Origin of the sequence: Maribacter luteocoastalis (genome assembly GCF_048890225.1) — a bacterium.
Taxonomy (GTDB): Bacteria; Bacteroidota; Bacteroidia; order Flavobacteriales; family Flavobacteriaceae; genus Maribacter; species Maribacter luteocoastalis.
Genome location: NZ_JBMFZG010000001.1, coordinates 658,720 through 681,821 on the forward strand (window position 1 = coordinate 658,720; position 23,102 = coordinate 681,821).

Below are 23,102 nucleotides of genomic sequence, written 5' to 3' on the forward strand. Positions count from 1 at the left end.
CGTATAATTACTAAAAGTTGATATTTATTAACAACCCATTCGTTTAAGCCTTAATCCATTTTTCAGCATTATAACGGTTATACTAATATAAATTTTTAGTAAATTAAGAGACTAAAGTATTGACGGACAGTGGCAAAAGAATTATTTAGAGCCGAGGCAATTACCTATTCAATTATCTTAAAAAACCACAAATGCAAAATAGCTTACAGATTTTAGAAAAGTTAGAAGCTCTAAGTATAGAAAATTGTGACACTGAAGAATTCAAAACGCTATTAACACTTTTAAAATTAAGTTTGATTGAGCAGCAATCAAAATTTGAAATTTTCTCCAATACAATAAGAGAAGGTTTCGCCCAATGCGAAATAGTTTATGACAGCAAAGGCAAACCTAATGATTATAAGGTTCTTCGAATCAATGAAGCATTCCCATTCCATACTGGTATGGAAAAGGAAATGATAGTTGGTAAACGAATATTGGAAGTATATCCTGAAATGGATAAAAAGTGGTTAGATTTTTATGGGGAAGTGGTTTTGGCAAAAAAACCAAACTCAATGACCGGTTTCGACCATAATACTAAAAGACATTATGTTACAACAGCCTATTCCAATGGTCAAGACCAATTTGTAATGTTGTTTAGGGATATAACTGAAGAAAAAGATCTTGAGATTGCCCAAATTGAAATCAAAAAACAGAAAGAAGAAAAAAATTATCTTCTAAACAATATGTTAGAAGGGTTTAAACATTGTGAAATTCTTCTTGACGAAGATAATTTGCCTTACGATTTTAAGATTTTAGAGGTCAATAAAGCCTATGAGACCCAAACAGGATTAAAAAGGGAGGAAATAATTGGTAAAACAATGCTGCAAATTTTTCCCGATATAGAAAAATCATGGATAGAAACACTATGTAATGTTGCTACCACAGGGAAATCCAAAAACTTTATAGACTTTAACCATAACACCGGAAAATACTATGACATTTCAGCCTTTAGTCCAACTTATGGAGAGTTTGCCCTTTTTGTAAGAGACTGTACAGAAAGGGAAAATGAACGCTTAAAACTTGAGAAAGCGTATAAAAAGGCAGAAGAAAGTGATAATTTAAAGTCTGCTTTTCTTGCTAATATGTCACATGACATACGAACACCTATGAATGCCATTTTAGGATGTTCAGAATTGCTTGGAAACGAAAATTTAGACAAAGAGGAACACAAAAAATGCTTACAACATATTAAATCGTCAGGGAATAGATTGTTAAGTTTAATTTCTGATATCGTTGATATTTCTAAAATAGATTCGCAGCAACAAAAATTAATATTTGACGTACACAACCTGAATCATTTAATGTACGATATAAGAGATCAGTTTACCCTTGCCAACAGTGACAAAAAAATAATATTGACCTTAGAAGTGGCGCTAGAAGATAATAACAGTTGCATTAAGACTGATGATAAAAGGCTTAACCAAATTTTATCCAACCTATTGGAGAATGCCTTCAAATTTACGGAGGAAGGTGAAATTACATTTGGTTATTCCATAAAAGATGGCTTTTTGGAATTTTTTGTAAAGGATACGGGAATTGGCATAAAGCCAGAAAATCAATCTATAATTTTTAAAAGGTTTGGTCAAATTAATAACAGTGCCGCAAAAAATGATTCGGGATCCGGATTGGGAATGTCCATAGTTAAGGGACTTATAGCACTTTTTGAAGGTGAAATTTGGTTGTACTCTGAATTAAACCAGGGAAGCGAATTCTTTTTTAAAATTCCTTACATACCATACAAAAACGAAGATAAAAAAAGACCAAAAGACATAAAGATCTTAGTTGCGGAAGATGAGGAAATCAACTTTTACTTACTAAATATATGGTTGAAAGATTTGGGTACTGTACTTCACGCAAAAAATGGCCAAGAAGCTTTGGACTTATTTTACGCCAATCCCGACATTGAAATCATAGTTATGGACATTAGAATGCCTATTTTAAATGGTTTAGAAGTTACTAAAGAAATTAGAAAATCAAATACAACAATTCCTATAATAGCGCATACAGCCTACGCTATGAATGATGAGGCACAATCTATAAAGGAAGCTGGGTGCACAGATATTCTTATAAAACCAGCAAAACAAAAAGATTTAATATGTGTTTTGGAAAAACACAGTAAAGCCCTTAATCTTAGAAATTTGATTAGCAACACTAGTAATTAAACTAATGTTGCCGACTTAAAAATTTCCCTATTTGGCAAAATAGATATAAATACAGACAACAATCGCCACCACACCAATACCAACCTGATTTACATACTTAAATGGAGTTATATCAACTTGCTTGGTATATTTTAGTTCAAATTGCTCTTTTCTTGGTGCAAACTTGCCAATAAGTAACATTATAATACAGTTCATTACAAACAAAATAGCCATTACATGTAAATAATGCGGATACGCATCTGCTTCTACCATTGCCAATTCTGAAGCATCAGTCACTCCAGCAGCTTTGGCATTCTCCAATGCCTTGCCCACAAAATTAGGCTTCATAAAAAACTGACTGATGATATACAATGCAGACCCCGAAAAAATACCAATTTTAGCGGCTATGGCAGGTACGCGCTTAGTTAAATACCCAACTACGATAATGGTGAAAATTGGAATACTATAGATACCATTAATTTCCTGTAAATAATTGAAAAGACTACCTGCATTTGCAATTAATGGAGCAATGAACATCGCAGCCAATGCCAAACAAATACCAAAGATCTTACCGTACTTAACCACGGTGGCCTCAGACGCTTCTTTATTAATATGTTGTTTGTAAATGTCTATTCCGAAAAGTGTAACAGAGCTATTTAATACACTATTAAATGAACTTAAAATAGCACCGAACAAAACAGCTGCAAAAAATCCTACCAAAGGTTTTGGAAGAACGGCACGAACCAATTCTGGATATGCCAAATCACTCGATGTCAATCCACCATCAAAATAATGATAGGCGATCATCCCCGGCAATACTAGGATTAAGGGCCCCAATATCTTTAAAAAAGATGCTAAAAGAAGTCCTTTTTGTCCTTCTGCCAAACTTTTGGCTCCGAGTGCCCTTTGAATAATTTGTTGGTTGGTTCCCCAATAAAATAACTGTACGAGCATCATCCCGGTAAATATGGTGACGAATGGCACTTCTTGGCCATGTTCCCCAGTAGAGTCAAAACGTTCTGGGTTGGTTGTCATTAATTCATGTAAACCGTTAGACAAACTACCATCACCTATGGCCATTAAACCAAAAACAGGTATCAATATACCCCCTATCATCAATCCAATAGCATTGATACTGTCAGAAACCGCAACTGCTTTTAATCCACCAAAAACAGCGTATATAGAACCAATGATTCCTATTCCCCAAATACAATATCCTAAAGCCGTCGACTCAGAAACATTAAACATTTCTGCTACGTTGAACATACCACTTATAGCCACAGAGCCGGAATAAAGAATCACCGGAAGTAATACAACTACATAACCGGTTAAAAATAACCCTGAGGTAATTGTTTTTGTGGAAACATCAAACCGCTCAGCTAAAAATTGTGGTACTGTAGTTAGACCACCTTTTAAATATCTAGGCAATAGAAAAACAGCAGTTACCACCATCGCGATTGCCGCTAAAGTCTCCCATGCCATAACAGACAACCCATCCTTATATGCGCTTCCATTTAATCCAACAATTTGCTCTGTAGAAAGGTTGGTCAATAATAACGAACCTGCAATTACGCCTGCGGTAAGGCTTCTACCTCCTAAAAAATAACCGTCCGAAGATTTTTCATTGGTACTTCTTGTTGCGTACCATGCAATTGCAGCAACTAATAAGGTGAATCCTAAGAATGAGAAAATAGACAAGAAATCCATAAAATAAAATTGGTTGTTTAGTTAGTTGTAAATGAAGCTATTGTATTATCATTATTTTAACACTAATTTTATAACGATATGTTTAATATAAAACATAAAATAATAGCAGCTGACTAATATAATACATAGTAAACAAGCAAACCAATTTTAGATGCGATAATTAATTACATACTTATCTTTAAACCATGTTTTGGTATACCATGACCTTAATACATGACTTTGACCTAAAACAAATCATCAAAATCCTTTCAAAACTAAACTTCTATAAAACAGTAAACCTTTCCACAACATGAAAAATCACATCTTAATTTTATTTTTCGCCATTGGCATTTACGGCTACTCCCAGACAAAATCCTTAAAAAATTCGGCGCCACTTATTAATGGAGAAGCTGTAGAAGTAGGAATGTCGGCAGAAAGATTACACAAAATAGATCAAATGTTACAACAACAAGTAACAGATGGCAACCTGCCTGGAGTTGTTGCACTGGTAGCTAGAAATGGCAAAATAGTTTTACATAAGTCTTATGGCATGGCCAATACCGATTCTAAAAAAACAATGGAAAAGGATGCTATTTTTAGAATTGCCTCCCAAACAAAGGCCATTACCGCTACAGCGATCATGATGCTTTGGGAAGAAGGTAAATTTAAGTTAGATGACCCAATCTCCAAATACATGCCAGAGTTTGGAAAAGCAGAAATACTGGATACCTTCAATGAATCTGATTCTACCTATACAACCAAGCCCGCTGAAAACCAAATTACCATTAGAGATTTAATAACCCACACATCAGGTATTGGTTATGGAGTAATTGATGGTGACGATCGCTTTAAAAAAATCTACGCTAAGGCTGGGATCACAGATTTGTTTACTACAAAAAACATAACCATTGGTGAAAGTATTAAAAAACTAGCCCAGCTTCCATTACATCATGAACCTGGTGAAGCATGGACCTACAGCGAAGGCTTGGATGTACTAGGCTATTTTATAGAAATTATATCTGGCCAACCATTTGATGTTTTTTTGAAAACTCGAATTTTTGAACCTTTAAGAATGGATGATACAGGTTTTTACCTCCCTAAGGATAAATCAGATAGGCTAGTAACTGTACAACAAAAAGTAAATGGACAATGGGTTGAATATCCTGTTACATTTTATGATACCAATTACCCAATTAGCGGTGCCAAAACATTTTTTTCTGGAGGTGCAGGTTTATCTAGTACAGCAAAAGACTATGCCACTTTTTTACAAATGTATCTTAACGGGGGTGAGCTAAACGGTACACGACTGTTAAGCAGAACCACTGTAAAAAGCATCATGGGTAACCAAATTGGAACTATTTGGGATGGAGGCAAACATTATGGGCTTGCTTTTTCTGTAATCAATAAAAAAGGTGAGATTGCCGGTGGTGAAGGTAGTACTGGCACTTTTGATTGGGGCGGTTACTTTAATACACAATATTTTGCAGACCCAAATGAGAATATCATTGGCGTTCTATTGAAACAAACACAGGGACCTATCAATGATGATTCTGGTTGGATGTTTAGACAAATGGTTTTTGCTTCTATCGATGATTAGAAAGAATGAGAATAAAACGTACTTAATTACGTTATAAAGAAACTTCCCTCAAAAATCGTTAACAAATATATCTTAAACAAAACCATGAAAAAACAATTTTTATCTGCCATAGTTATGCTTATAATGGTAAGCGCATCTGCTCAAAAATTAAAAATTCAAGAGGGAAATTTTAAAAACCTAAAAGGAATTGACACCTATAGCCTTATTTTTGATTATACAGATGTACAGATTCCAAAGTTTGATAATGAAGATGATTTTTTAAAGGACAAAATGGGCAAAAGGGAAGAAAAAAAAGCTGGTGATGGAGAACGCTTTAAAAATGAATGGTTCAATGATCGGCCTGACCAATACCATCCTAAATTTATCGAATCCTTTAACAAACGATTTGATGATGGCAAAGTTGGGGTCACGGAAGATGCTGCCGACTACACCATGAAAATACATACTTCGAAGATCTATCCTGGGTATAATGTTGGTATTGTAAGGCACAATGCAGAAATTGATGCCACATTCACCGTGTATAAAACCAATGATCCTACAAACATCCTATTTTCGGGAAATTACAAAGACGTGCAAGGAAGTGGCGCTATGGGTTACGACTATAACTCCGGTTATAGAATTTCTGAATGCTACGCCAAGCTAGCAAAAAACATTGCTGGGGAAATTAAAAAGAAAGCACTCTAGTAAGAATCTGTCAAGATAATAATAAACGCCGCAATTATTTGCTGGCGTTTTCTTTTTCCATTTCGGTTATACGGGCTACGGTCTTTACCAACCTATGATGATTTTTCACAAAAGGATTGGTCTTGTCCCAAACATAACCCGCCAATACGGCACAAATTTGTGATTTTATAATCGGGTTTTCAGAATCTGCAAAAAATATTTTCTGTAGGTTTCCGGTGTACCATTCCTTTACATAGGTAGAAAAAACATTGACCCCTTCTAAAATATATTTTGAATAATCTGTTTCCCAATCTACAGCTTCACCTTGTAATTCTTTTGTGATTAATTTGGCGGCCAAATGTGCGGACTCGGTGGCAAACGTTACCCCACTTGAAAAAACGGGATCTAAAAATTCAGCACTATTACCCGTAAGCACATACCCATCACCATAGAGCTGTGTAACAGATTTGGCAATATTCTTTATCATTTTAGGCTCAAATTCAAAGGGCAAACCACTAAAACGGTCATGATAATGATTGGATAACTTCATCATTTCACGAAGCTTATCTTCTGCATTCCCTCCAAAAGATTCCAAATACGCTGTAGGCCCAACGTAACCAATACTTGTATACCCATTGGAAAATGGGATTACCCATAACCAGGTTTCCCTACTTACAATATCAAAAGTAATTCTATGGCCTTCCCAACCTTCAGGCCGCCTACTATCTTTAACATGGGTGAATATAGAAGAGTGTTTGGGAATTTCAGAAGGTTTGTCCAAATGTAACAATCTAGGCAATACACGGCCAAAACCACTAGAATCTATAATAAATTTTGCCTCAATTTCAGAAGTGTCCCCTTTTTTATTTTTAATCGTCGTAATAGATTTCCCATTGGTCAATTTAACGTCTACCACCTCCTTTTCAAAAGCAATATCCACGCCCCAACGTTCAAGCTCATCGGTAAGTGTTTTATCAAACTCGGCACGAGGCACTTGCCAAGTCCAGTCCCAACCATCAGTATGTTTTTTGCTAAAATCAAATTCACAGACTTTTTCACCTTGTAGAAATCGTGCGCCAGTTTTAACCTCAAATCCTTTTTTCTCTAGACAAGGCATAAATCCAACAGCATCAAAATGGTCCATGCACCTTGGTATAAGACTTTCCCCAATAACAAACCTAGGGAAGGAATTTCTCTCAACCACCTTTACCTTAAAACCTTTATCATGAAGATATGCGGCAGCAACAGCTCCAGATGGCCCAGCCCCTATAATTAATATGTCTACATGTTCTATTGACATCTTTTGATTATTTGCGAAACAATAATTATCCTAATTCGCTAAAAACTTTAAATTTGCGAACCAAGCCAATAATTAATAGACTAAGGTATTATATAAACCGGACAGAATCAACCATACATGCCAGAAATTAAAGGAAGGTTAGGATTACGTGAATTCTACGAAATAATTTTCGAGAACAAAGAGATAAGCCTATCAGAAGAATTGCTAAATACCGTCAATGATAGTTTTACTTTCCTAAAGGAATTTTCAAGAAATAAGGTTATCTATGGTGTAAATACAGGCTTTGGACCCATGGCCCAATACAAAATAAAAGATTCTGAAACTTTAGAATTACAGTATAACCTTATACGTAGCCATGCCTCTGGCACCGGACAACCTTTAGCCCCTAAATATGTGAAAGCAGCTATGTTAGCTCGTTTAAACACATTGGGCTTGGGTAATTCTGGTGTACATGTCTCTGTTATAACGGTCATGTCTAAACTTATAAACAAGGATATTACTCCTTTGATATATGAACATGGCGGTGTTGGGGCAAGTGGTGATTTGGTTCAATTGGCACATTTGGCCTTGGTACTTATTGGTGAGGGTGAGGTTTTTTATAAAGGGGAACGAAGACCTACAAAGGAGGTTTTTAAAATTGAAGGAATAGCACCTATTACCATAGCGTTACGGGAAGGGCTGGGACTAATGAACGGCACATCGGTTATGACCGGAATAGGAATTGTCAATGCCATTTATACTAGAAGAATACTAGAATGGCAAATTGCTTGTTCTGCGGCCATTAATGAAATAATGCAAGCCTATGATGACCATTTGTCCGAGGAACTTAATGCTTCGAAAAAACACCACGGCCAGCGCGAGATCGCAAGGGCTATGCGCAGCCATTTACTAGACAGTTCATTAACAAGAAAAAGGGAGCATCATTTATATAAGGAAAATGATGAAATCACCATATTTGAAGAAAAAGTTCAGGAGTACTACTCTATTAGATGTGTGCCCCAAATATTAGGACCAGTTTTAGACACCTTGAATGGTGTTGAGCAAATATTATTGGAAGAGGTAAACAGTGCAAATGATAATCCAATTGTAAATGTGGCCAAAAAACATGTATACCATGGCGGTAACTTTCATGGTGATTATGTATCCTTGGAGATGGACAAGTTGAAAATAGTTGTTACCAAAATGAGTATGTTGGCAGAGCGGCAATTAAATTATTTATTGAATTCTAAATTAAATAACATCTTGCCTCCGTTTGTTAATTTAGGTACCTTAGGTCTAAATTTTGGTATGCAAGGCGTACAGTTTACAGCAACATCAACCACTGCTGAAAATCAAATGCTAGCGAACCCAATGTATGTACATAGCATACCTAACAATAATGATAATCAAGATATTGTGAGCATGGGTACCAATGCCGCCTTGATTACAAAAAAAGTAATAGAAAATGCCTTTGAGGTAGTGGCCATAGAAATGATAACCATAGTACAGGCAATAGAATATTTGGATTTTAAGGATAAGGTTTCCTCAAAAACCAAAAAAATGTACGATGCCGTTCGTAACATAGTTCCCCCGTTTAAAAAAGATGAGGTAATGTATCCTTATGTAAATGAAGTAAAGAACTATATTATAAACCATCAAAATAAAAAATCATGAGAACTGTTTTAAGTTTATTGTTGACCCTTTGTTTAACTGTTTCCTATGCACAGGAACTTGCCTTGGTGCGTGACAATGATTTGTTTGGCTATATCAACAAATCAGGTGAATATGTTATTAAACCACAATTTGAAAGCGCAAAGAGTTTTTCTGAGGGACTAGCCGCGGTTGAACAAGAAAAAAAATGGGGTTTTATTGATACCAAAGGGGAGTGGGCCCTACAACCTGAATACGATAAAGTAAAGTACTTTAACTCTGGCTATGCCCTAGTACTTAAAAACGACCAATGGAGTTATATAGATAAAAGCGGCCAAGAGCTTAAGGTTCCTAACACAGAAAAATATTATGATTTTGAGGAAGGAGTTGCTTTAATTCGACAAAATGATAAAATTGGTTTTATTGGTACTGACGGGCAAATTATCCTAGAACCTACTCTAGACGAAATTAAGACCTTTAGAAATGGCTATGCCAAGGTGAGAAATGGTGAGCTTTGGGGTATGATTGATAATACAGGTAAAACCATTATCCCGATAGAATACGAAGAAATTGGCAATACATTTAACCCATCTGGGGTTTATGGTAAAAAAGGTGGTGATTTTGGAATTATCCATAACGGTTCCTTTAATGTGATAGAAGGGGCAGATAAAGTTTGGAACTTTCATGGCGATTCAGGCCTTACGTATGCCAGAAAAGATAAAAAAATAGGTTTTGTAAATTCTAAAGGAGCTTGGGTTATTGCACCTGCTTTTGATAAGGCCAGAGCTTTCTCTAACGGATTGGCCCCTGTAGCAAAGGACAAAGCTTGGGGTTATATAAACACAAAAGGTGAAACCGTAATTGATTTCCAATATAAAGATGCAGAGGTTTTTGCTGCCAATGGTTTAGCGCCTGTAAAAGAAAAAGACTGGGGATTTATAGATACTTCGGGCACTATTATCATACCAACAAATTATAGTATTACGGCGGGATTAGCATTTTTATCCGGTAATGACGATAAAGGTTTTATTGGAGATCTGGCCAGGTTAAAATCTAAAAAAGGCTGGGGTTATTTTAACGAAAAAGGGGTATTATTAGGCAATAAATGGTATCAGAACGCCGAGCCTTTTGTACAAAATTGAACAATAAGATAGATGAAAGAAGAAAAGGCCAAATACGCTCTCATAACTGGAGGTTCTAGAGGAATTGGAAGGGCAATATGTATTCAATTGGCAAAAGATCTAAATTATAGATTACTTATAAACTATCAAGGCAACCACAAAGCAGCCGAGGAGACATTGCAAATGGTATCCGATGCCGGAGGCACCGGTGAATTGTTACAGTTTGATGTAACCAATGCAGAAAATGTAACCACCACCTTAAATAGTTGGCATGAGACCAATAAAAATGCCGTAATAGAAGTATTGATAAACAATGCAGGCATTACCAAAGACGGTCTCTTTATGTGGATGACCAATGAAGACTGGTCCAAAGTTATTGATACTAGCTTAAACGGCTTTTATAACGTAACCAACAACCTAATTCAAAAATTATTGGTTAATAAATATGGCCGTATCATAAATATGGTCTCGGTCTCGGGGTTAAAGGGAACTCCAGGACAAGCAAACTATTCTGCCGCAAAAGGAGCCGTAATTGGGGCCACTAAGGCATTGGCCCAAGAAGTGGCAAAAAGAAACGTTACGGTTAACGCGGTAGCGCCTGGTTTCATAGCAACGGATATGACCGCAGATTTGGATGAATCGGAGCTTAAGAAAATGATTCCAGCTAACCGGTTTGGAAAACCAGAAGAAGTAGCCCATATTGTTTCCTTTTTAGCATCGGACAAATCATCCTATATAACAGGTGAGGTCATTAATATCAACGGAGGCATCTATTCTTAGTTCAATGAAGCGAGTAGTAATAACAGGCATGGGCATATATTCTTGCATTGGCAAGAATATGGAAGAAGTAAAAAATTCGCTCTATCGGGGCAAATCGGGCATTATCATAGATCAAAATAGAATTGAGTTTGGTTATAGGTCACCCCTAACTGGTTTCGTTGAAGATCCCGATCTAAAAAAACTTCTCTCTAGGCGGGAAAGGATCAGTATGGGAGAGGAAAGTAGGTATGCATACATAGCAACGATAGAAGCCTTAAAAAATGCAAACTTAGACCAAGATTACTTGGACCATAACGAGGTAGGCATTATTTATGGCAATGATAGTACGGCATTATCGGTTGTAGAATCTATTGATACCATAAGAGATAAAAAAGACACCACGTTAGTAGGGTCTGGGGCAATCTTCAAGGCCATGAACTCTACGGTAACCATGAACCTATCTACACTGTTCAAATTAACAGGGGTAAATTTTACACTTAGTGCAGCCTGTGCGAGCGGTTCGCACTCCATTGGAGTTGCCTATCATTTGATAAAAAGCGGTTTACAAGACTGTATCATTACTGGTGGTGCACAAGAAATAAACCATATAGCCATGGCCAGTTTTGATGGACTTGGCGTGTTTGCCAAAAGGGATGGAGACCCAACGAAAGCTTCACGCCCTTTTGACAGCGACAGAAACGGCTTAATACCAAGCGGTGGAGCAGCAACCGTGATTTTAGAAAGTTATGAGTCTGCTGTAAAAAGAGGGGCAACAATACTAGGGGAAATAGTAGGTTATGGTTTTTCCTCTAACGGGGCACATATTTCGACACCTAACGTAGAAGGCCCTGCAAAGGCAATGAAAAAAGCCTTATCAGACGCATCTTTAGAAGCTTCGGTTATTGATTATGTAAATGCACATGCCACTTCCACACCAGTTGGAGATGCAAACGAGGCCAAAGCTATTTTTGAGGTATTTGGCAAGAGTGCCCCACTTGTAAGTTCAACCAAATCAATGACCGGTCATGAATGTTGGATGGCAGGTGCGAGTGAAATAATATATTCCATGATTATGATGGAAAACAGTTTTGTAGCACCAAATATAAATCTGGAAAATCCGGATGAAGATGCCTTAAAACTAAACATTGCCAGTAAAACGATAGATAAAAAAATTGATGTATTTTTGTCCAATTCATTTGGATTTGGCGGCACAAATTCCGCCTTGATCGTAAAAAAATGTTAGCTATAGATGATGACCAAGGAAACCATAATTGAAAAAACCAACGATTTTCTTATAGATGATTTTGAAGTTGAAGCAGAAGAATTAATACCAGGCGCCAACTTAAAGGATGCCATAGGTCTTGATAGTTTGGACTTCGTAGATTTGGTTGTGGCAGTAGAAAGCAATTTCGGCATTAAACTTGTTGGCGAAGATTTTACCAATGTAGTAACACTGCAAGATTTTTATAATCTTATTGAAACAAAGTTGGATTAATCCAATCCTAAGAACCAAACTACATGGCAACCGAGTGGGAAGGAAAGTCTAAAGGCACCCTTTTAGGGTATAAACTATTTATTTTCTTTCTTAATACTTTTGGTATTGGCATTGCCTATTTTATTTTGCGATTTTTAGTCGCCTACTACTTTCTCTTCTCTTATAGGAGTTCTAAAGCTATTTATCACTATTTCCACAAAAGGTTAAAGTATTCAGTTCTAAAAAGTATTGCCCATATTTACAAAAGCTATTTTACGTTGGGGAAAGTACTCACCGATCGCGTTGCTATAAGCACAAAATTTAGGGACAGATATTCGTACACCCATGATGGTATTGAACATATAGACTACTTACTTAAACAGAATAAAGGTGGTATCTTGATAAGTGGCCACCTTGGAAATTTTGAAGTATCCCAGTACTTTTTAGAAGACAGGTATTCCATTTCAAAAATATATATGGTAACGACCCATGCTGAACATGAAAATATTAAAGAATACATGGATGGTATTGTGGCTAAGTCTTCCATGAAATTTATTGTTGTCCAAGATGATATGTCCCATATCTTTGAGATACATTCAGCATTGGACCAAGGCGGTTTAGTGGTTTTTACAGGCGACCGTTATTTACCTGGTTCAAAAGTTTTAAAGGAAAGGTTTTTGGGTGCCGAAGCCAATTTCCCTTTAGGACCTTATTTATTGGCCACTCGGTTAAAAGTACCTGTTTTGTTTGTCTATGTGATGAAGGGGCCAAAAAAAGAATACCATTTATATGCTAGACAAGCCGTTGCAAAAGCTAGAGATCCCCAAGCGTTGTTAAAGGAATATATTCTTAGTATGGAGTGGATGCTAAAAAAATATCCATTGCAATGGTTTAATTATTTTGATTTTTGGAAAGACAGTAGAAAACCATGAAAGAAGTTTTAGTCATTTATTATTCCCAAACTGGGCAACTTCGTACAATTTTGGACAATGTTGCCAAACATATTCATGGTGATGATGTGAACATATCCTATTTTGAAATTATTCCAAAACCTAAATTTGAATTCCCATGGCAACCAGAAAAATTTTATGATGCCTTTCCGGAATCCTTTTTACAAGTACCAAGAGATTTTCAAGCACCATCCAAAGAGATATTAGATAGGTCGTATGATTTGGTTATTCTCGGTTACCAAGTTTGGTATCTCACCCCTTCTATACCAATCAATTCCTTTTTAAAATCAGAATACGCCGAGCAATTATTGAAAAACACTCCAGTAGTAACAATACTTGCCTGTAGAAATATGTGGATACAGGCCCAAGAAAAAATGAAAAAGCTACTGCATGTGATTGGCGCCAATTTAGTAGGCCATATTGCATTGGTAGACCGTCATATCAATCATGTTAGTGTAATTACAATTTCCCATTGGATGTTTTCTGGTAGAAAAGACCGTTATCTAGGTATTTTTCCTAAACCAGGAGTTTCTGATTTGGATATTTCCCAAGCAGAAAGATTTGGACCCCCTATTAAAAAGGCAATTAAGTCGAACAATTTCCGGACCTTGCAAAAAGAAATAATAGCATTGAACGGGGTGAAAATAATCCCGTTTTTGGTAATGACGGATAAACGTGGAAATGTGTTATTTTCTAAATGGGCCAACCTAATTATTAAGAAAGGTGAACCCGGAAATCCAAAGCGATCAAAATGGATTGGTTTCTTCAAATTTTATTTGTTATTTGCCATTTGGGTCATAGCACCAATAGTTTTTGTCGTATTTTTGATCACTTATTTGCCAAGCTTTAAACAAAGAAAAATTGACAAGGCCTATTATTCCTCCGTGGCCTTAAAAGAGAATTAATGAAGGACGTATTTATCACAAAGATTGCGAAGTTTCTACCCAACAAGCCGGTTACCAATGAAGAAATGGAAAACAAACTTGGTTTCATCAATGGTAAAGCATCAAAAGCACGTCGTATTGTTTTAAGGAATAATCAAATAAAACAACGTTACTACGCCATAGATGACAATGGCAAGACCACACATAACAATGCCCAATTAACAAAAGAGGCCATAGAAGTATTGTGTGATGAAAATTTCACGACCAAGGATATACAACTACTTTCTTGTGGCACTTCTAGTCCAGATCAAATTTTACCATCACATGCCGCCATGGTTCATGGTTTTTTAAAAAATGGCAATATGGAAATCAACTCGCCCTCTGGTGCCTGTTGTTCTGGAATGAATGCATTGAAATATGGTTTTTTGTCAGTAATGACCGGGCAAGTAGACAATGCGGTATGCACGGGATCTGAACGCACATCCTCTTGGATGAAAAGTGATGTTTTTGAAGATGAAGTGGAACATTTAAAGGATTTAGAAGATAATCCAATGCTCGCTTTTAACAAAGATTTTTTAAGATGGATGCTCTCAGATGGTGCCGGAGCGGTGTTACTGGAGAGTGAGGCGAATGGCCCCAATCCATTAAAAATAGAATGGATGGATGGCTACTCTTACGCCCATGAAATTGAGGCATGTATGTATGCCGGTGGGGAAAAGCAAGAAAATGGCCATCTACAACCGTGGAGTGAATTTCCGGCAGATAAATGGGGTAAAATGTCTTTGTTCGCCATGAAACAGGACACAAGGTTGTTAGGAAGCAATATCTTGGTAAAAGGGGTAGATAGCTTAAAACAAACCTTTGTCAAACACGGAATTGGTCCAGATGACGTAGACTTTTACTTACCACATATTTCCTCTTACTACTTTAAAGAAGGGCTCTATAAAGAAATGGAAAAACAAGGCATACCAATACCTTGGGAAAAGTGGTTCTTAAACCTAGAACATGTAGGTAATATTGGCGCAGCATCGATTTATGTAATGCTAGAAGAACTTATAGATTCTGGCAAACTAAAAAAAGGCGACAAAATATTGTTACATGTACCTGAAAGTGCCCGTTTTTCATATATGTACGCGTATTTAACCGTTTGTTAAATGAGTCCAATGCAGCCACCAATTACAAACTCAATTTTTGTGAATGAGCTTATTCCACAAAAATGGCCGTTCGTAATGGTAGATAAGTTGCATCATTTTTCCAAAAATGAAATTGTTTCAGGATTAACAATTACCGCGTCCAATCTATTCTTTTCCTCAAATGAATTCCAAGAACCTGGCCTCATAGAAAATATGGCTCAAACCGTTGCAATGCATAAAGGCTATACGTATTATCTTAAAAACGAAGCTGCCCCTGTGGGATATATCGGTGCTATTAAAAAGGCTGAAATTTTCACCCTCCCTAAATTAGGCGATGAACTTGTTACCACCGTTACTATTCTTCATGATATTATGGGAGTTACCTTAGTTAAGGCCAAAATAGAATGTGGTAAAACCCTTATTGCCAGTAGTGAAATAAAAACTGCACTAGCTTCTTAAATTATGGGAGGAGGCCAACAGAAAATTGATATTAGAAAGTTCTTGCCACATAGACCTCCCATGTTATTGGTTAGTAACATGCCCTTTATTGATGACACCTCTGTAATTACAGAGTTTCATCTTACCAGCGACTGTATTTTTATTAAGGACGATTATTTTGTTGAAACAGGCCTCATAGAAAACGCGGCACAAACTTGTTCTGCAATAGTTGGTCAAAGTTATTATGATGATGAAGATTTGGAAGGTACCAGCAACAACTTAATTGGTTATATAAGCGCTATTAAATCGGTTAAAATTTATCAATTGCCCAAAGTTGGTGAATCCTTGATAACCAAAGCAAATTTAATCTCGCGCTATGACTCCGACGAATTAAGCATATGCACCATTAGTTGTTCCACTTTTAGAAATGATGATTTAATTGTAGATTGTGTCCTAAATTGTCTTATTCACGAAGTATAAGATCCAATATACAGTAACAAAACTGTAAGTTGCAAGTTTAACTATTCAGAAACTAGCCAGGTGAAAAAAGAAGAAGTACCACAAGATAAAAGCAATTTGGCATCCGCTAATATTAGAGAAATGGTATATGCTGTTGATGAAAATGGCAAATACACCACTACCTTAAGTACAGGTTGGGACCCAAAAACAATAGCCCTTGACAATGCCATAAAGGAAATAGAAGAACGTATTACCCTTGCCAAAGAAAAAGTACTAAAAAAAGAGACAAGTCCTATACCCTACTATATGGAACTCCATAAAATGGATATCCCCGTACTAGCCAGTTATGTTGGCATATGGCAGTGGCGCGTTAAAAGACATTTTAAACCATCTGTTTTCAAAAAATTAAGTAAAAGAACACTTGAAAAATATGCCGAAGTTTTTGAGATAAGCATTGAACAACTAAAAAACAGTAATGGCTAAAGACCCAAAAGTAGAATTTGCGCACAAACAATCTGCACATTGTGAAAATGGTGTTATTTCTAACCTTATGCGCCATAATGGTTTTGAAATTAGCGAACCTATGGTATTTGGCATAGGCTCTGGATTACTTTTTAGTTATCTACCATTTCTAAAAGTAAATTACGCGCCTGTTTTTACCTACCGTTCAATGCCAGGTTTTATCTTTAATAAATTTGCCAAGCGCGTTGGGATTAAAATGAAAAAGGAAAAATTTAAAAATCCTAAAATGGCAAAAGCCAGATTGGATGAAAATTTGGCCAATAATACCCCGGTAGGGTTACAGGTAGGCGTCTATAATCTTCTATATTTCCCAGATGAATATCGGTTTCATTTTAACGCCCACAACATGGTAGTTTATGGAAGGGAAGGAGATCGATACTTAATAAGTGACCCCGTAATGGAAATAGTTACCAGTCTATCTAGCAAAGAACTGGAAAAAGTGCGTTTTGCAAAAGGTGCTTTTGCCCCAAAGGGTCACATGTATTACCCGGTATCCTTTCCAGAGAAATTAACCTTAGAAAAAGCCATTGTTCAAGGCATAAGGCAAACGAGTCGTGATATGACCGCACCAGTGCCCATTGTTGGGGTAAAGGCCATGCGTTGGGTTGCCAAAAACATCAGAAAATGGCCTAAAAAGCTAGGGGCTAAAAAAGCAAATCACTATCTAGGTCAAATTGTACGCATGCAAGAGGAGATTGGAACTGGTGGTGGAGGATTCCGTTATATTTATGCCGCTTTTCTTCAAGAATCAAGTGAGCTTTTACAAAACAACAAACTATTGGACCTCTCAAAAGAAATGACTTCCATTGGTGATGCCTGGCGGGATTTCGCTGTGGATGCCTCGCGCATATATAAAAACAGGAATGCTGCAAGCAATGGCTACGAGGACATCGCCATTCAATTGGAAGCCATAGCAGATCGCGAGGAAAAATTTTTCAGAACGCTAAGAAAAGCTGTCTAGTTGATTTTTTAGAATACGATTATCATGATCAAATTAGAACAACTTTCCAAAAAATATAAAAGTGCCACACACTATTCAGTTTCCAATATAAACTTGGACATAGAAGAGGGTGAAATATTTGGGCTTCTTGGCCCTAATGGTGCCGGCAAGACCACCTTAATTTCAATGTTGTGTGGATTACTAAAACCTACATCCGGTTCTTTTCATATCAATTCAATGAACTTTATTGCCAATGAAAAGGCACTTAAACATTTTTTAGGTATCGTTCCCCAAGAATATGCCCTATACCCAAGTCTTACCGCATATGAAAACTTACATTATTTTGGCTGTATGTATGGGCTAAAAGACCATGCTCTTAAAACCAAAATTCATGAGCACCTGAAAATTTTAGGCCTTTCAGAATTTGCGAATAAAAAAATAAAAAGCTTTTCCGGAGGCATGAAAAGACGGGTCAATTTAATAGCAAGTATACTGCATCAACCTAAGGTTTTATTTCTAGATGAACCCACGGTAGGTGTAGACGTACAATCAAAATCTGTTATTATAGAATTTCTGACCAAATTGAACAAAAACGGCACTACAATAATTTACACGTCACACCATTTAAATGAAGCTGAACATTTTTGTACCCGTGTAGGTATAATAGACCATGGACATATTATTAGTGTTGGAACTCCGAAAGAGCTTATTTCAAATCAAATTGATGCCGAGCATTTAGAAGATGTATTTTTAGCAGTAACCGGAAAAGCATTACGAGACCATGTATAAAATTTGGATCTCAGCATATAAGGAGTTATTACTTCTCACCAGGGATTTAGGTGGGTTAGCTGTCTTATTTGTTATGCCCTTGTTATTGGTAATTACAATTACTGTAATTCAGGACAATACGTTTAAAATAATACAAGAAAACAAGATCCCGATACTATTGGTTGATCTTGATAATGGATCTGTCTCTGACAAAATAAAAACGACATTGACCAATGCGGATTATTTTGAATTGATCATAGAAAATGAAGAAAAGAAGGCTAAAGATTTGGTCCAAAAAGGAACGAACCAATTAGCAATTGTGTTGCCTGAAAATCTCTCCCGTGATTTAAATCTAAAGATTGAGGAAAATGTATCGGGTATATTGGCAAAGTTTGGTGTTGAAGAGGAATCTGAAGAGCAAGCTACGGCAGCTAAAAATAAGGAGATTCGGCTTTATTTTGATCCAGCTACACAGGAATCCTTTAAAAGTTCTGTTCGTAACAATATCGATAAAATGATTGCCCAGATAGAGAGTGAATCTATCTATAAGGCCTTTCAAGAAGAATTGGGAAGTGATGATTCTGATATTTTATTTGACACCGGTAATTTTATCACTTTTAAGGAAATCATACCTAATTCTGGCAAAAAAGAACTTATTCCAAATTCTACCCAGCATAATATCCCGGCTTGGACGTTGTTTGCTATTTTTTTTATTATCCTTCCTTTGTCCATCAATATGGTCAACGAGAAAAACCAAGGAACATTTGTCCGTTTACGCACACAACCAGTCCCTTATGCCATTGTTTTATCGGGCAAGGCCTTAGTATTCTTAACCGTGTCTCTATTACAATTTGGGCTAATGCTCTTGGTTGGTGTTTATCTATTTCCACTGATAAACCTTCCTAAATTAGAAATAGGGGGAAGACTGCCTTTACTATTTTTGGTTGCATTTTTTGCTGGTTTGGCAGCAACAGGTCTTGGCTTATTACTAGGCACCATTGCAAAATCCCAAGAACAATCTGCTCCCTTTGGAGCAACATTTGTAGTTATCTTAGCTGCTATTGGGGGCGTATGGGTTCCTGTATTTGCCATGCCAAAATTCATGCAGGCAATTTCAAATCTATCCCCCATGAATTGGGCCCTAAATGCCTTTTATGATGTATTTTTACGCGATGTTGGTTTGTCAGAATTAATTCCGGAATTATCGCTATTATTGTTTTTCTTTTTGATGACAACAGGTATAGCTATCATTTATAACAAGAGAAAAAATGCCGTCTAAAGAAATTAGTTTTACAAGCAAGGTTCGGGTACGTTTTACGGAGACCGATCCATTGGGTATTGTTTGGCACGGGAATTATATACAGTATTTTGAAGATGGCAGGGAAGCCTTTGGTAGACATCATGGCATATCCTATTTAGACCAAAAAAAATATAATTTCTCCACACCTATCGTAAAATCTACCTGTGAGCATAAATTACCATTAAAATATGGTGATGTCGCGGAAATTAAAACTACCTATGTGGATAGTCCGGCGGCCAAAATGATTTTTAAATACGAAATTCTAAATCCAGAAGGGAAGGTAGTTTGTACTGGGGAAACAGTACAAGTATTTGTAGAGCTACACGGCGACCTTTCTCTAGTAATACCAGAGTTTTTTAAGGATTGGAAGAAAAAAGTAGGCCTATTACATGGATGACATATTTTTATCACATAACAATATTGTTTCCGCATACGGGTTTAACAGTACTTCTGCCATTGATAAGATAAAGCAGGAAATTACAAGTCTTACCCAATACGATGACAAACATGTGCTTCATGAGACTTTTTGTTCATCACGAATAGACCAGGTTGGTCTTAAAAAACAATATGAGGCTCTAAATCCTAAGGAGGCCCATACCCGTTTGGAGCAAATGCTTTTAGTGTCTTTAGCGGATACTATGAAAAAATCTGCCGTTACCCCTACCAATAGAGTTGGCATTATTCTATCAACTACCAAAGGGAATATAGATGTTTTTGAGAAGGGTAATCCTTTCCCTGAAGATAGAGCCTATTTATCTGCGCTAGGCACAAAAATCCAGCAATTTTTTGGATTTCAAAGCAAGCCCATTATTGTATCCAATGCCTGTGTATCCGGAGTTTTAGCGATTGCTGTAGCCAAAAGGTTTATACAGCAAGGCAGGTATGATGACGTTTTTGTGGTTGCCGGTGATTTGGTAACCCAGTTTATATTATCTGGGTTTAATGCCTTTCAAGCTTTAAGCGTGGCTCCATGTAGACCTTACTGTAATACAAGAACAGGGATAAATATTGGCGAAGTAGCGGCAAGTGTTTTGGTCACCAAGAATGAAAGTAAAATTTCATCGGAATCGGTTAGGATTTTGGGTGAGGCATCCTGTAATGATGCCAACCATATCTCTGGTCCGTCAAGAACAGGGGAAGGTTTGTATAGAAGTGTGAACATTGCATTGGAACAGGCCCATATAAATCCATCAGCAATAGATTACATTTCGGCGCACGGTACAGCAACTATGTTCAATGATGAAATGGAATCCATTGCCTTTAACCGTGCTGGTCTGGCCAATACCCCATTGAATAGCTTAAAAAGTTATTTTGGACACACTTTGGGTGCTTCGGGATTGCTGGAAACCATAATTGGTATGCATTCGCTACATCAAAATACATTATTTGCCTCTAAAGGATTTCAAGAACTGGGTGTTTCCCAACCATTGAACATAATACGCAGTACAACATCAAAGAATATAACCACTTTTTTGAAAACCGCTTCAGGGTTTGGTGGCTCCAACACGGCAGCAATCTTTCAAAAAGTATGAGTTTAAAAATAATAGGAATAGCCTTAAATTCGCGGTTTTAAATTAATAGATTTCCGTCATTACATCAAATGACATAATTTGTTCAGTTAAACAATTGTAATGTCCAAGAAGAATATAAGAGCAATTGATGCTTTACAGGAAGCACAAAAAATAGCCTTTGCCCCATTTGTTTTTCAAACCACGGTTTCCTTAAAAAAACTAGGTGTTTTTGATTTTATTTTTAATAACAATACCAATGGTGGTGTAACCCTTTCCGAAATTGCATCGCAATTAACGCTAAGTGAATATAGCTTAAGTGTACTACTAGAAATTGCAGAAAGTGCAGATATTGTTAGCTTAGATAATGAGGGTAAATATGAACTCACCAAAATAGGATACTTCCTAAGTTACAATCCAATGACCGAGGTAAACCTAAACTTTACCCACGATGTTTGCTACCAAGGTCTGTTTCATTTACAGGAAGCCATTAAAGAAGAAAAGCCCGCCGGCTTAAAGGAGTTGGGGCACTGGAAAACCATTTATGAAGGCCTTTCACAGTTAGACCCACATATTCAGAAATCTTGGTTTGAATTTGATCATTTTTATTCTGACGGTATTTTTGAGGATGCCTTGAAAATTGTTTTTAAACATAAACCTAAATTACTTTTTGATATTGGTGGCAATACCGGAAAATTTGCCATTCAATGTTGTGATTACAATAAGAATGTTAACGTACACATTTTTGATTTGCCAGGACAACTTAAAAAAGCTTTGGCAAATACGGCCGAAAAAGGTTTTGGAGAGCGAGTAAGCGGAACCGAAATAGATTGGCTGTCAAAGAACCCACAAATTCCAATGGGCGCAGACACCATTTGGATGAGTCAGTTTTTGGACTGTTTTTCTAAAGAAGAGATTTTGAAAATCTTGAAAGTTGCCGCAAATGCTATGGACAATGATACTGAGCTAATAATTATTGAAACCTATACCGATCGCCAGAAATTTGCTAATGCCAAATTTACCTTAGAAGCCACATCATTATATTTTACGGCACTTGCCAATGGCAATAGTAAAATGTACAAGGCTACCGAGTTACTTGCCCTTGCACAAGAAGCCGGACTGAATATAAAAGAGGATATTAGTCTCGGCGAATTTCATACCTTGTTCGTTTGTAAAAAGAAATAAGCTGTATTTGGAAAACAAGTATTACATACAAGATTATAGTCACGTTAAAAACGGTGAGGTTTCTGTAAATGGAAAACTTATCTTTAAATCTTTGGACACCGAATTTAAATCGGTAATAAAATCTGCCTACAAAGAACTGAATACCGATTATCCCAAATTTTTTAAAATGGATAATTTGAGCAAGCTTGCTTTTATTGCTTCAGATATGCTTTTAAAACAGGAAAAAGAAAAGAATATGGCCTTGGTCTTGTCCAACAGGGCATCGAGTTTGGATACGGACAGGAAGTATCAAGAATCCATTAAGGATGCTACACAATATTACCCTAGTCCAGCGGTTTTTGTATACACTTTGCCAAATATTTGTATGGGTGAAATCAGTATAAAACACCAATTATATTCAGAAAACAGTTTCTTTGTATCCGATGAATTTACACCAGATGACTTACTCACTTACGCTAATGAACTTTTGGACACGAACAAAGCTGAAAAAGTACTTTGTGGCTGGGTTGATATAGATAATGAAAATTATAATGCATTTTTGTATGTTGTAGCAAAGAAGGGTACTTTTGTACATTCCATAGCTGAAATAAACCGATTATATTAGAC

23 protein-coding genes are annotated in these 23,102 nt (G+C 36.6%); 21 read left to right on the top strand and 2 right to left on the bottom strand.

Annotation, left to right across the window (positions count from 1 at the left end; genetic code table 11):
- Positions 1–191 precede the first annotated feature (191 nt).
- On the top strand, positions 192–2,201 hold the full coding sequence (locus ACOCEA_RS02780) for a PAS domain-containing hybrid sensor histidine kinase/response regulator (RefSeq protein WP_420754670.1): 2,010 nt from the start codon (positions 192–194) through the stop codon (positions 2,199–2,201).
- Positions 2,202–2,228: 27 nt separating this feature from the next.
- Here the strand turns inward: ACOCEA_RS02780 and ACOCEA_RS02785 are convergent, their stop codons facing one another.
- Entirely contained in the window at positions 2,229–3,887 is a 1,659-nt protein-coding gene (locus ACOCEA_RS02785; protein WP_420754671.1) for a solute:sodium symporter family transporter, read from the bottom strand.
- A 289-nt stretch (positions 3,888–4,176) separates the two neighbouring features.
- On the opposite strand from ACOCEA_RS02785, the gene ACOCEA_RS02790 reads away from it, so the two are divergent.
- Positions 4,177–5,463 (top strand): serine hydrolase domain-containing protein, encoded by a 1,287-nt coding sequence (locus tag ACOCEA_RS02790; protein ID WP_420754672.1) that lies wholly within the window; start codon positions 4,177–4,179, stop codon positions 5,461–5,463.
- An 84-nt stretch (positions 5,464–5,547) separates the two neighbouring features.
- Positions 5,548–6,147, top strand: coding sequence for a hypothetical protein (locus tag ACOCEA_RS02795; protein ID WP_420754673.1), 600 nt, complete (start codon positions 5,548–5,550; stop codon positions 6,145–6,147).
- A 34-nt stretch (positions 6,148–6,181) separates the two neighbouring features.
- Here the strand turns inward: ACOCEA_RS02795 and ACOCEA_RS02800 are convergent, their stop codons facing one another.
- Positions 6,182–7,426 carry an NAD(P)/FAD-dependent oxidoreductase gene (locus ACOCEA_RS02800; protein ID WP_420754674.1) on the bottom strand — a complete coding sequence of 415 codons (1,245 nt, stop codon included), beginning with the start codon at positions 7,424–7,426 and terminating at the stop codon, positions 6,182–6,184.
- Positions 7,427–7,543: 117 nt separating this feature from the next.
- Here ACOCEA_RS02800 and flxA point away from each other — a divergent pair, with 117 nt between their 5' ends.
- From flxA to ACOCEA_RS02890, 18 genes are all read left to right on the top strand, one after another.
- Positions 7,544–9,079, top strand: a complete 1,536-nt coding sequence (gene flxA / locus ACOCEA_RS02805) for a flexirubin biosynthesis tyrosine ammonia-lyase FlxA (protein WP_420754675.1) — start codon at positions 7,544–7,546, stop codon at positions 9,077–9,079.
- Entirely contained in the window at positions 9,076–10,197 is a 1,122-nt protein-coding gene (locus ACOCEA_RS02810) for a WG repeat-containing protein (RefSeq protein ID WP_420754676.1), read from the top strand. Before flxA ends, ACOCEA_RS02810 begins: the two co-directional genes overlap by 4 nt.
- A gap of 12 nt (positions 10,198–10,209) precedes the next feature.
- The gene (flxB, locus tag ACOCEA_RS02815; protein WP_420754677.1) at positions 10,210–10,956 is read left to right on the top strand and encodes a flexirubin biosynthesis SDR family reductase FlxB; all 747 of its coding nucleotides are present in this window, start codon (positions 10,210–10,212) and stop codon (positions 10,954–10,956) included.
- A 4-nt stretch (positions 10,957–10,960) separates the two neighbouring features.
- Positions 10,961–12,178 carry a beta-ketoacyl-[acyl-carrier-protein] synthase family protein gene (locus ACOCEA_RS02820; RefSeq protein ID WP_420754678.1) on the top strand — a complete coding sequence of 406 codons (1,218 nt, stop codon included), beginning with the start codon at positions 10,961–10,963 and terminating at the stop codon, positions 12,176–12,178.
- Positions 12,179–12,187: 9 nt separating this feature from the next.
- Positions 12,188–12,430: an acyl carrier protein gene (locus ACOCEA_RS02825; RefSeq protein ID WP_420755029.1), complete on the top strand. Its 243-nt coding sequence runs from the start codon at positions 12,188–12,190 to the stop codon at positions 12,428–12,430.
- A gap of 23 nt (positions 12,431–12,453) precedes the next feature.
- The gene (locus ACOCEA_RS02830) at positions 12,454–13,341 is read left to right on the top strand and encodes an LpxL/LpxP family acyltransferase (protein ID WP_420754679.1); all 888 of its coding nucleotides are present in this window, start codon (positions 12,454–12,456) and stop codon (positions 13,339–13,341) included.
- The gene (locus ACOCEA_RS02835; RefSeq protein ID WP_420754680.1) at positions 13,338–14,264 is read left to right on the top strand and encodes a flavodoxin family protein; all 927 of its coding nucleotides are present in this window, start codon (positions 13,338–13,340) and stop codon (positions 14,262–14,264) included. Before ACOCEA_RS02830 ends, ACOCEA_RS02835 begins: the two co-directional genes overlap by 4 nt.
- Positions 14,264–15,397 (top strand): dialkylresorcinol biosynthesis protein DarB, encoded by a 1,134-nt coding sequence (darB, locus tag ACOCEA_RS02840; protein ID WP_420754681.1) that lies wholly within the window; start codon positions 14,264–14,266, stop codon positions 15,395–15,397. The genes ACOCEA_RS02835 and darB overlap by 1 nt, the downstream gene beginning before the upstream one ends.
- Positions 15,398–15,835 carry a hotdog family protein gene (locus ACOCEA_RS02845; RefSeq protein WP_420754682.1) on the top strand — a complete coding sequence of 146 codons (438 nt, stop codon included), beginning with the start codon at positions 15,398–15,400 and terminating at the stop codon, positions 15,833–15,835. It begins immediately after the preceding gene.
- Positions 15,836–15,838: 3 nt separating this feature from the next.
- On the top strand, positions 15,839–16,294 hold the full coding sequence (locus tag ACOCEA_RS02850) for a hotdog family protein (protein WP_420754683.1): 456 nt from the start codon (positions 15,839–15,841) through the stop codon (positions 16,292–16,294).
- Between the two features lie 60 nt (positions 16,295–16,354).
- Positions 16,355–16,756 carry a flexirubin biosynthesis protein DarG gene (DarG, locus tag ACOCEA_RS02855; protein WP_420754684.1) on the top strand — a complete coding sequence of 134 codons (402 nt, stop codon included), beginning with the start codon at positions 16,355–16,357 and terminating at the stop codon, positions 16,754–16,756.
- Positions 16,749–17,756, top strand: coding sequence for a BtrH-related acyltransferase DarH (gene darH / locus ACOCEA_RS02860; RefSeq protein WP_420754685.1), 1,008 nt, complete (start codon positions 16,749–16,751; stop codon positions 17,754–17,756). The genes DarG and darH overlap by 8 nt, the downstream gene beginning before the upstream one ends.
- Before the next feature lie 24 nt (positions 17,757–17,780).
- Positions 17,781–18,524: an ABC transporter ATP-binding protein gene (locus tag ACOCEA_RS02865; RefSeq protein ID WP_420754686.1), complete on the top strand. Its 744-nt coding sequence runs from the start codon at positions 17,781–17,783 to the stop codon at positions 18,522–18,524.
- On the top strand, positions 18,517–19,782 hold the full coding sequence (locus ACOCEA_RS02870; protein ID WP_420754687.1) for an ABC transporter permease: 1,266 nt from the start codon (positions 18,517–18,519) through the stop codon (positions 19,780–19,782). Before ACOCEA_RS02865 ends, ACOCEA_RS02870 begins: the two co-directional genes overlap by 8 nt.
- Positions 19,772–20,200 carry an acyl-CoA thioesterase gene (locus tag ACOCEA_RS02875; protein ID WP_420754688.1) on the top strand — a complete coding sequence of 143 codons (429 nt, stop codon included), beginning with the start codon at positions 19,772–19,774 and terminating at the stop codon, positions 20,198–20,200. The genes ACOCEA_RS02870 and ACOCEA_RS02875 overlap by 11 nt, the downstream gene beginning before the upstream one ends.
- Complete coding sequence (locus tag ACOCEA_RS02880; RefSeq protein WP_420754689.1) at positions 20,193–21,335, top strand: beta-ketoacyl-[acyl-carrier-protein] synthase family protein; 1,143 nt, start codon at positions 20,193–20,195, stop codon at positions 21,333–21,335. Before ACOCEA_RS02875 ends, ACOCEA_RS02880 begins: the two co-directional genes overlap by 8 nt.
- Before the next feature lie 99 nt (positions 21,336–21,434).
- Entirely contained in the window at positions 21,435–22,496 is a 1,062-nt protein-coding gene (locus ACOCEA_RS02885; protein WP_420754690.1) for a methyltransferase, read from the top strand.
- 7 nt (positions 22,497–22,503) lie between these two features.
- The gene (locus ACOCEA_RS02890; protein ID WP_420754691.1) at positions 22,504–23,100 is read left to right on the top strand and encodes a 3-oxoacyl-ACP synthase; all 597 of its coding nucleotides are present in this window, start codon (positions 22,504–22,506) and stop codon (positions 23,098–23,100) included.
- Positions 23,101–23,102: the final 2 nt, after the last annotated feature.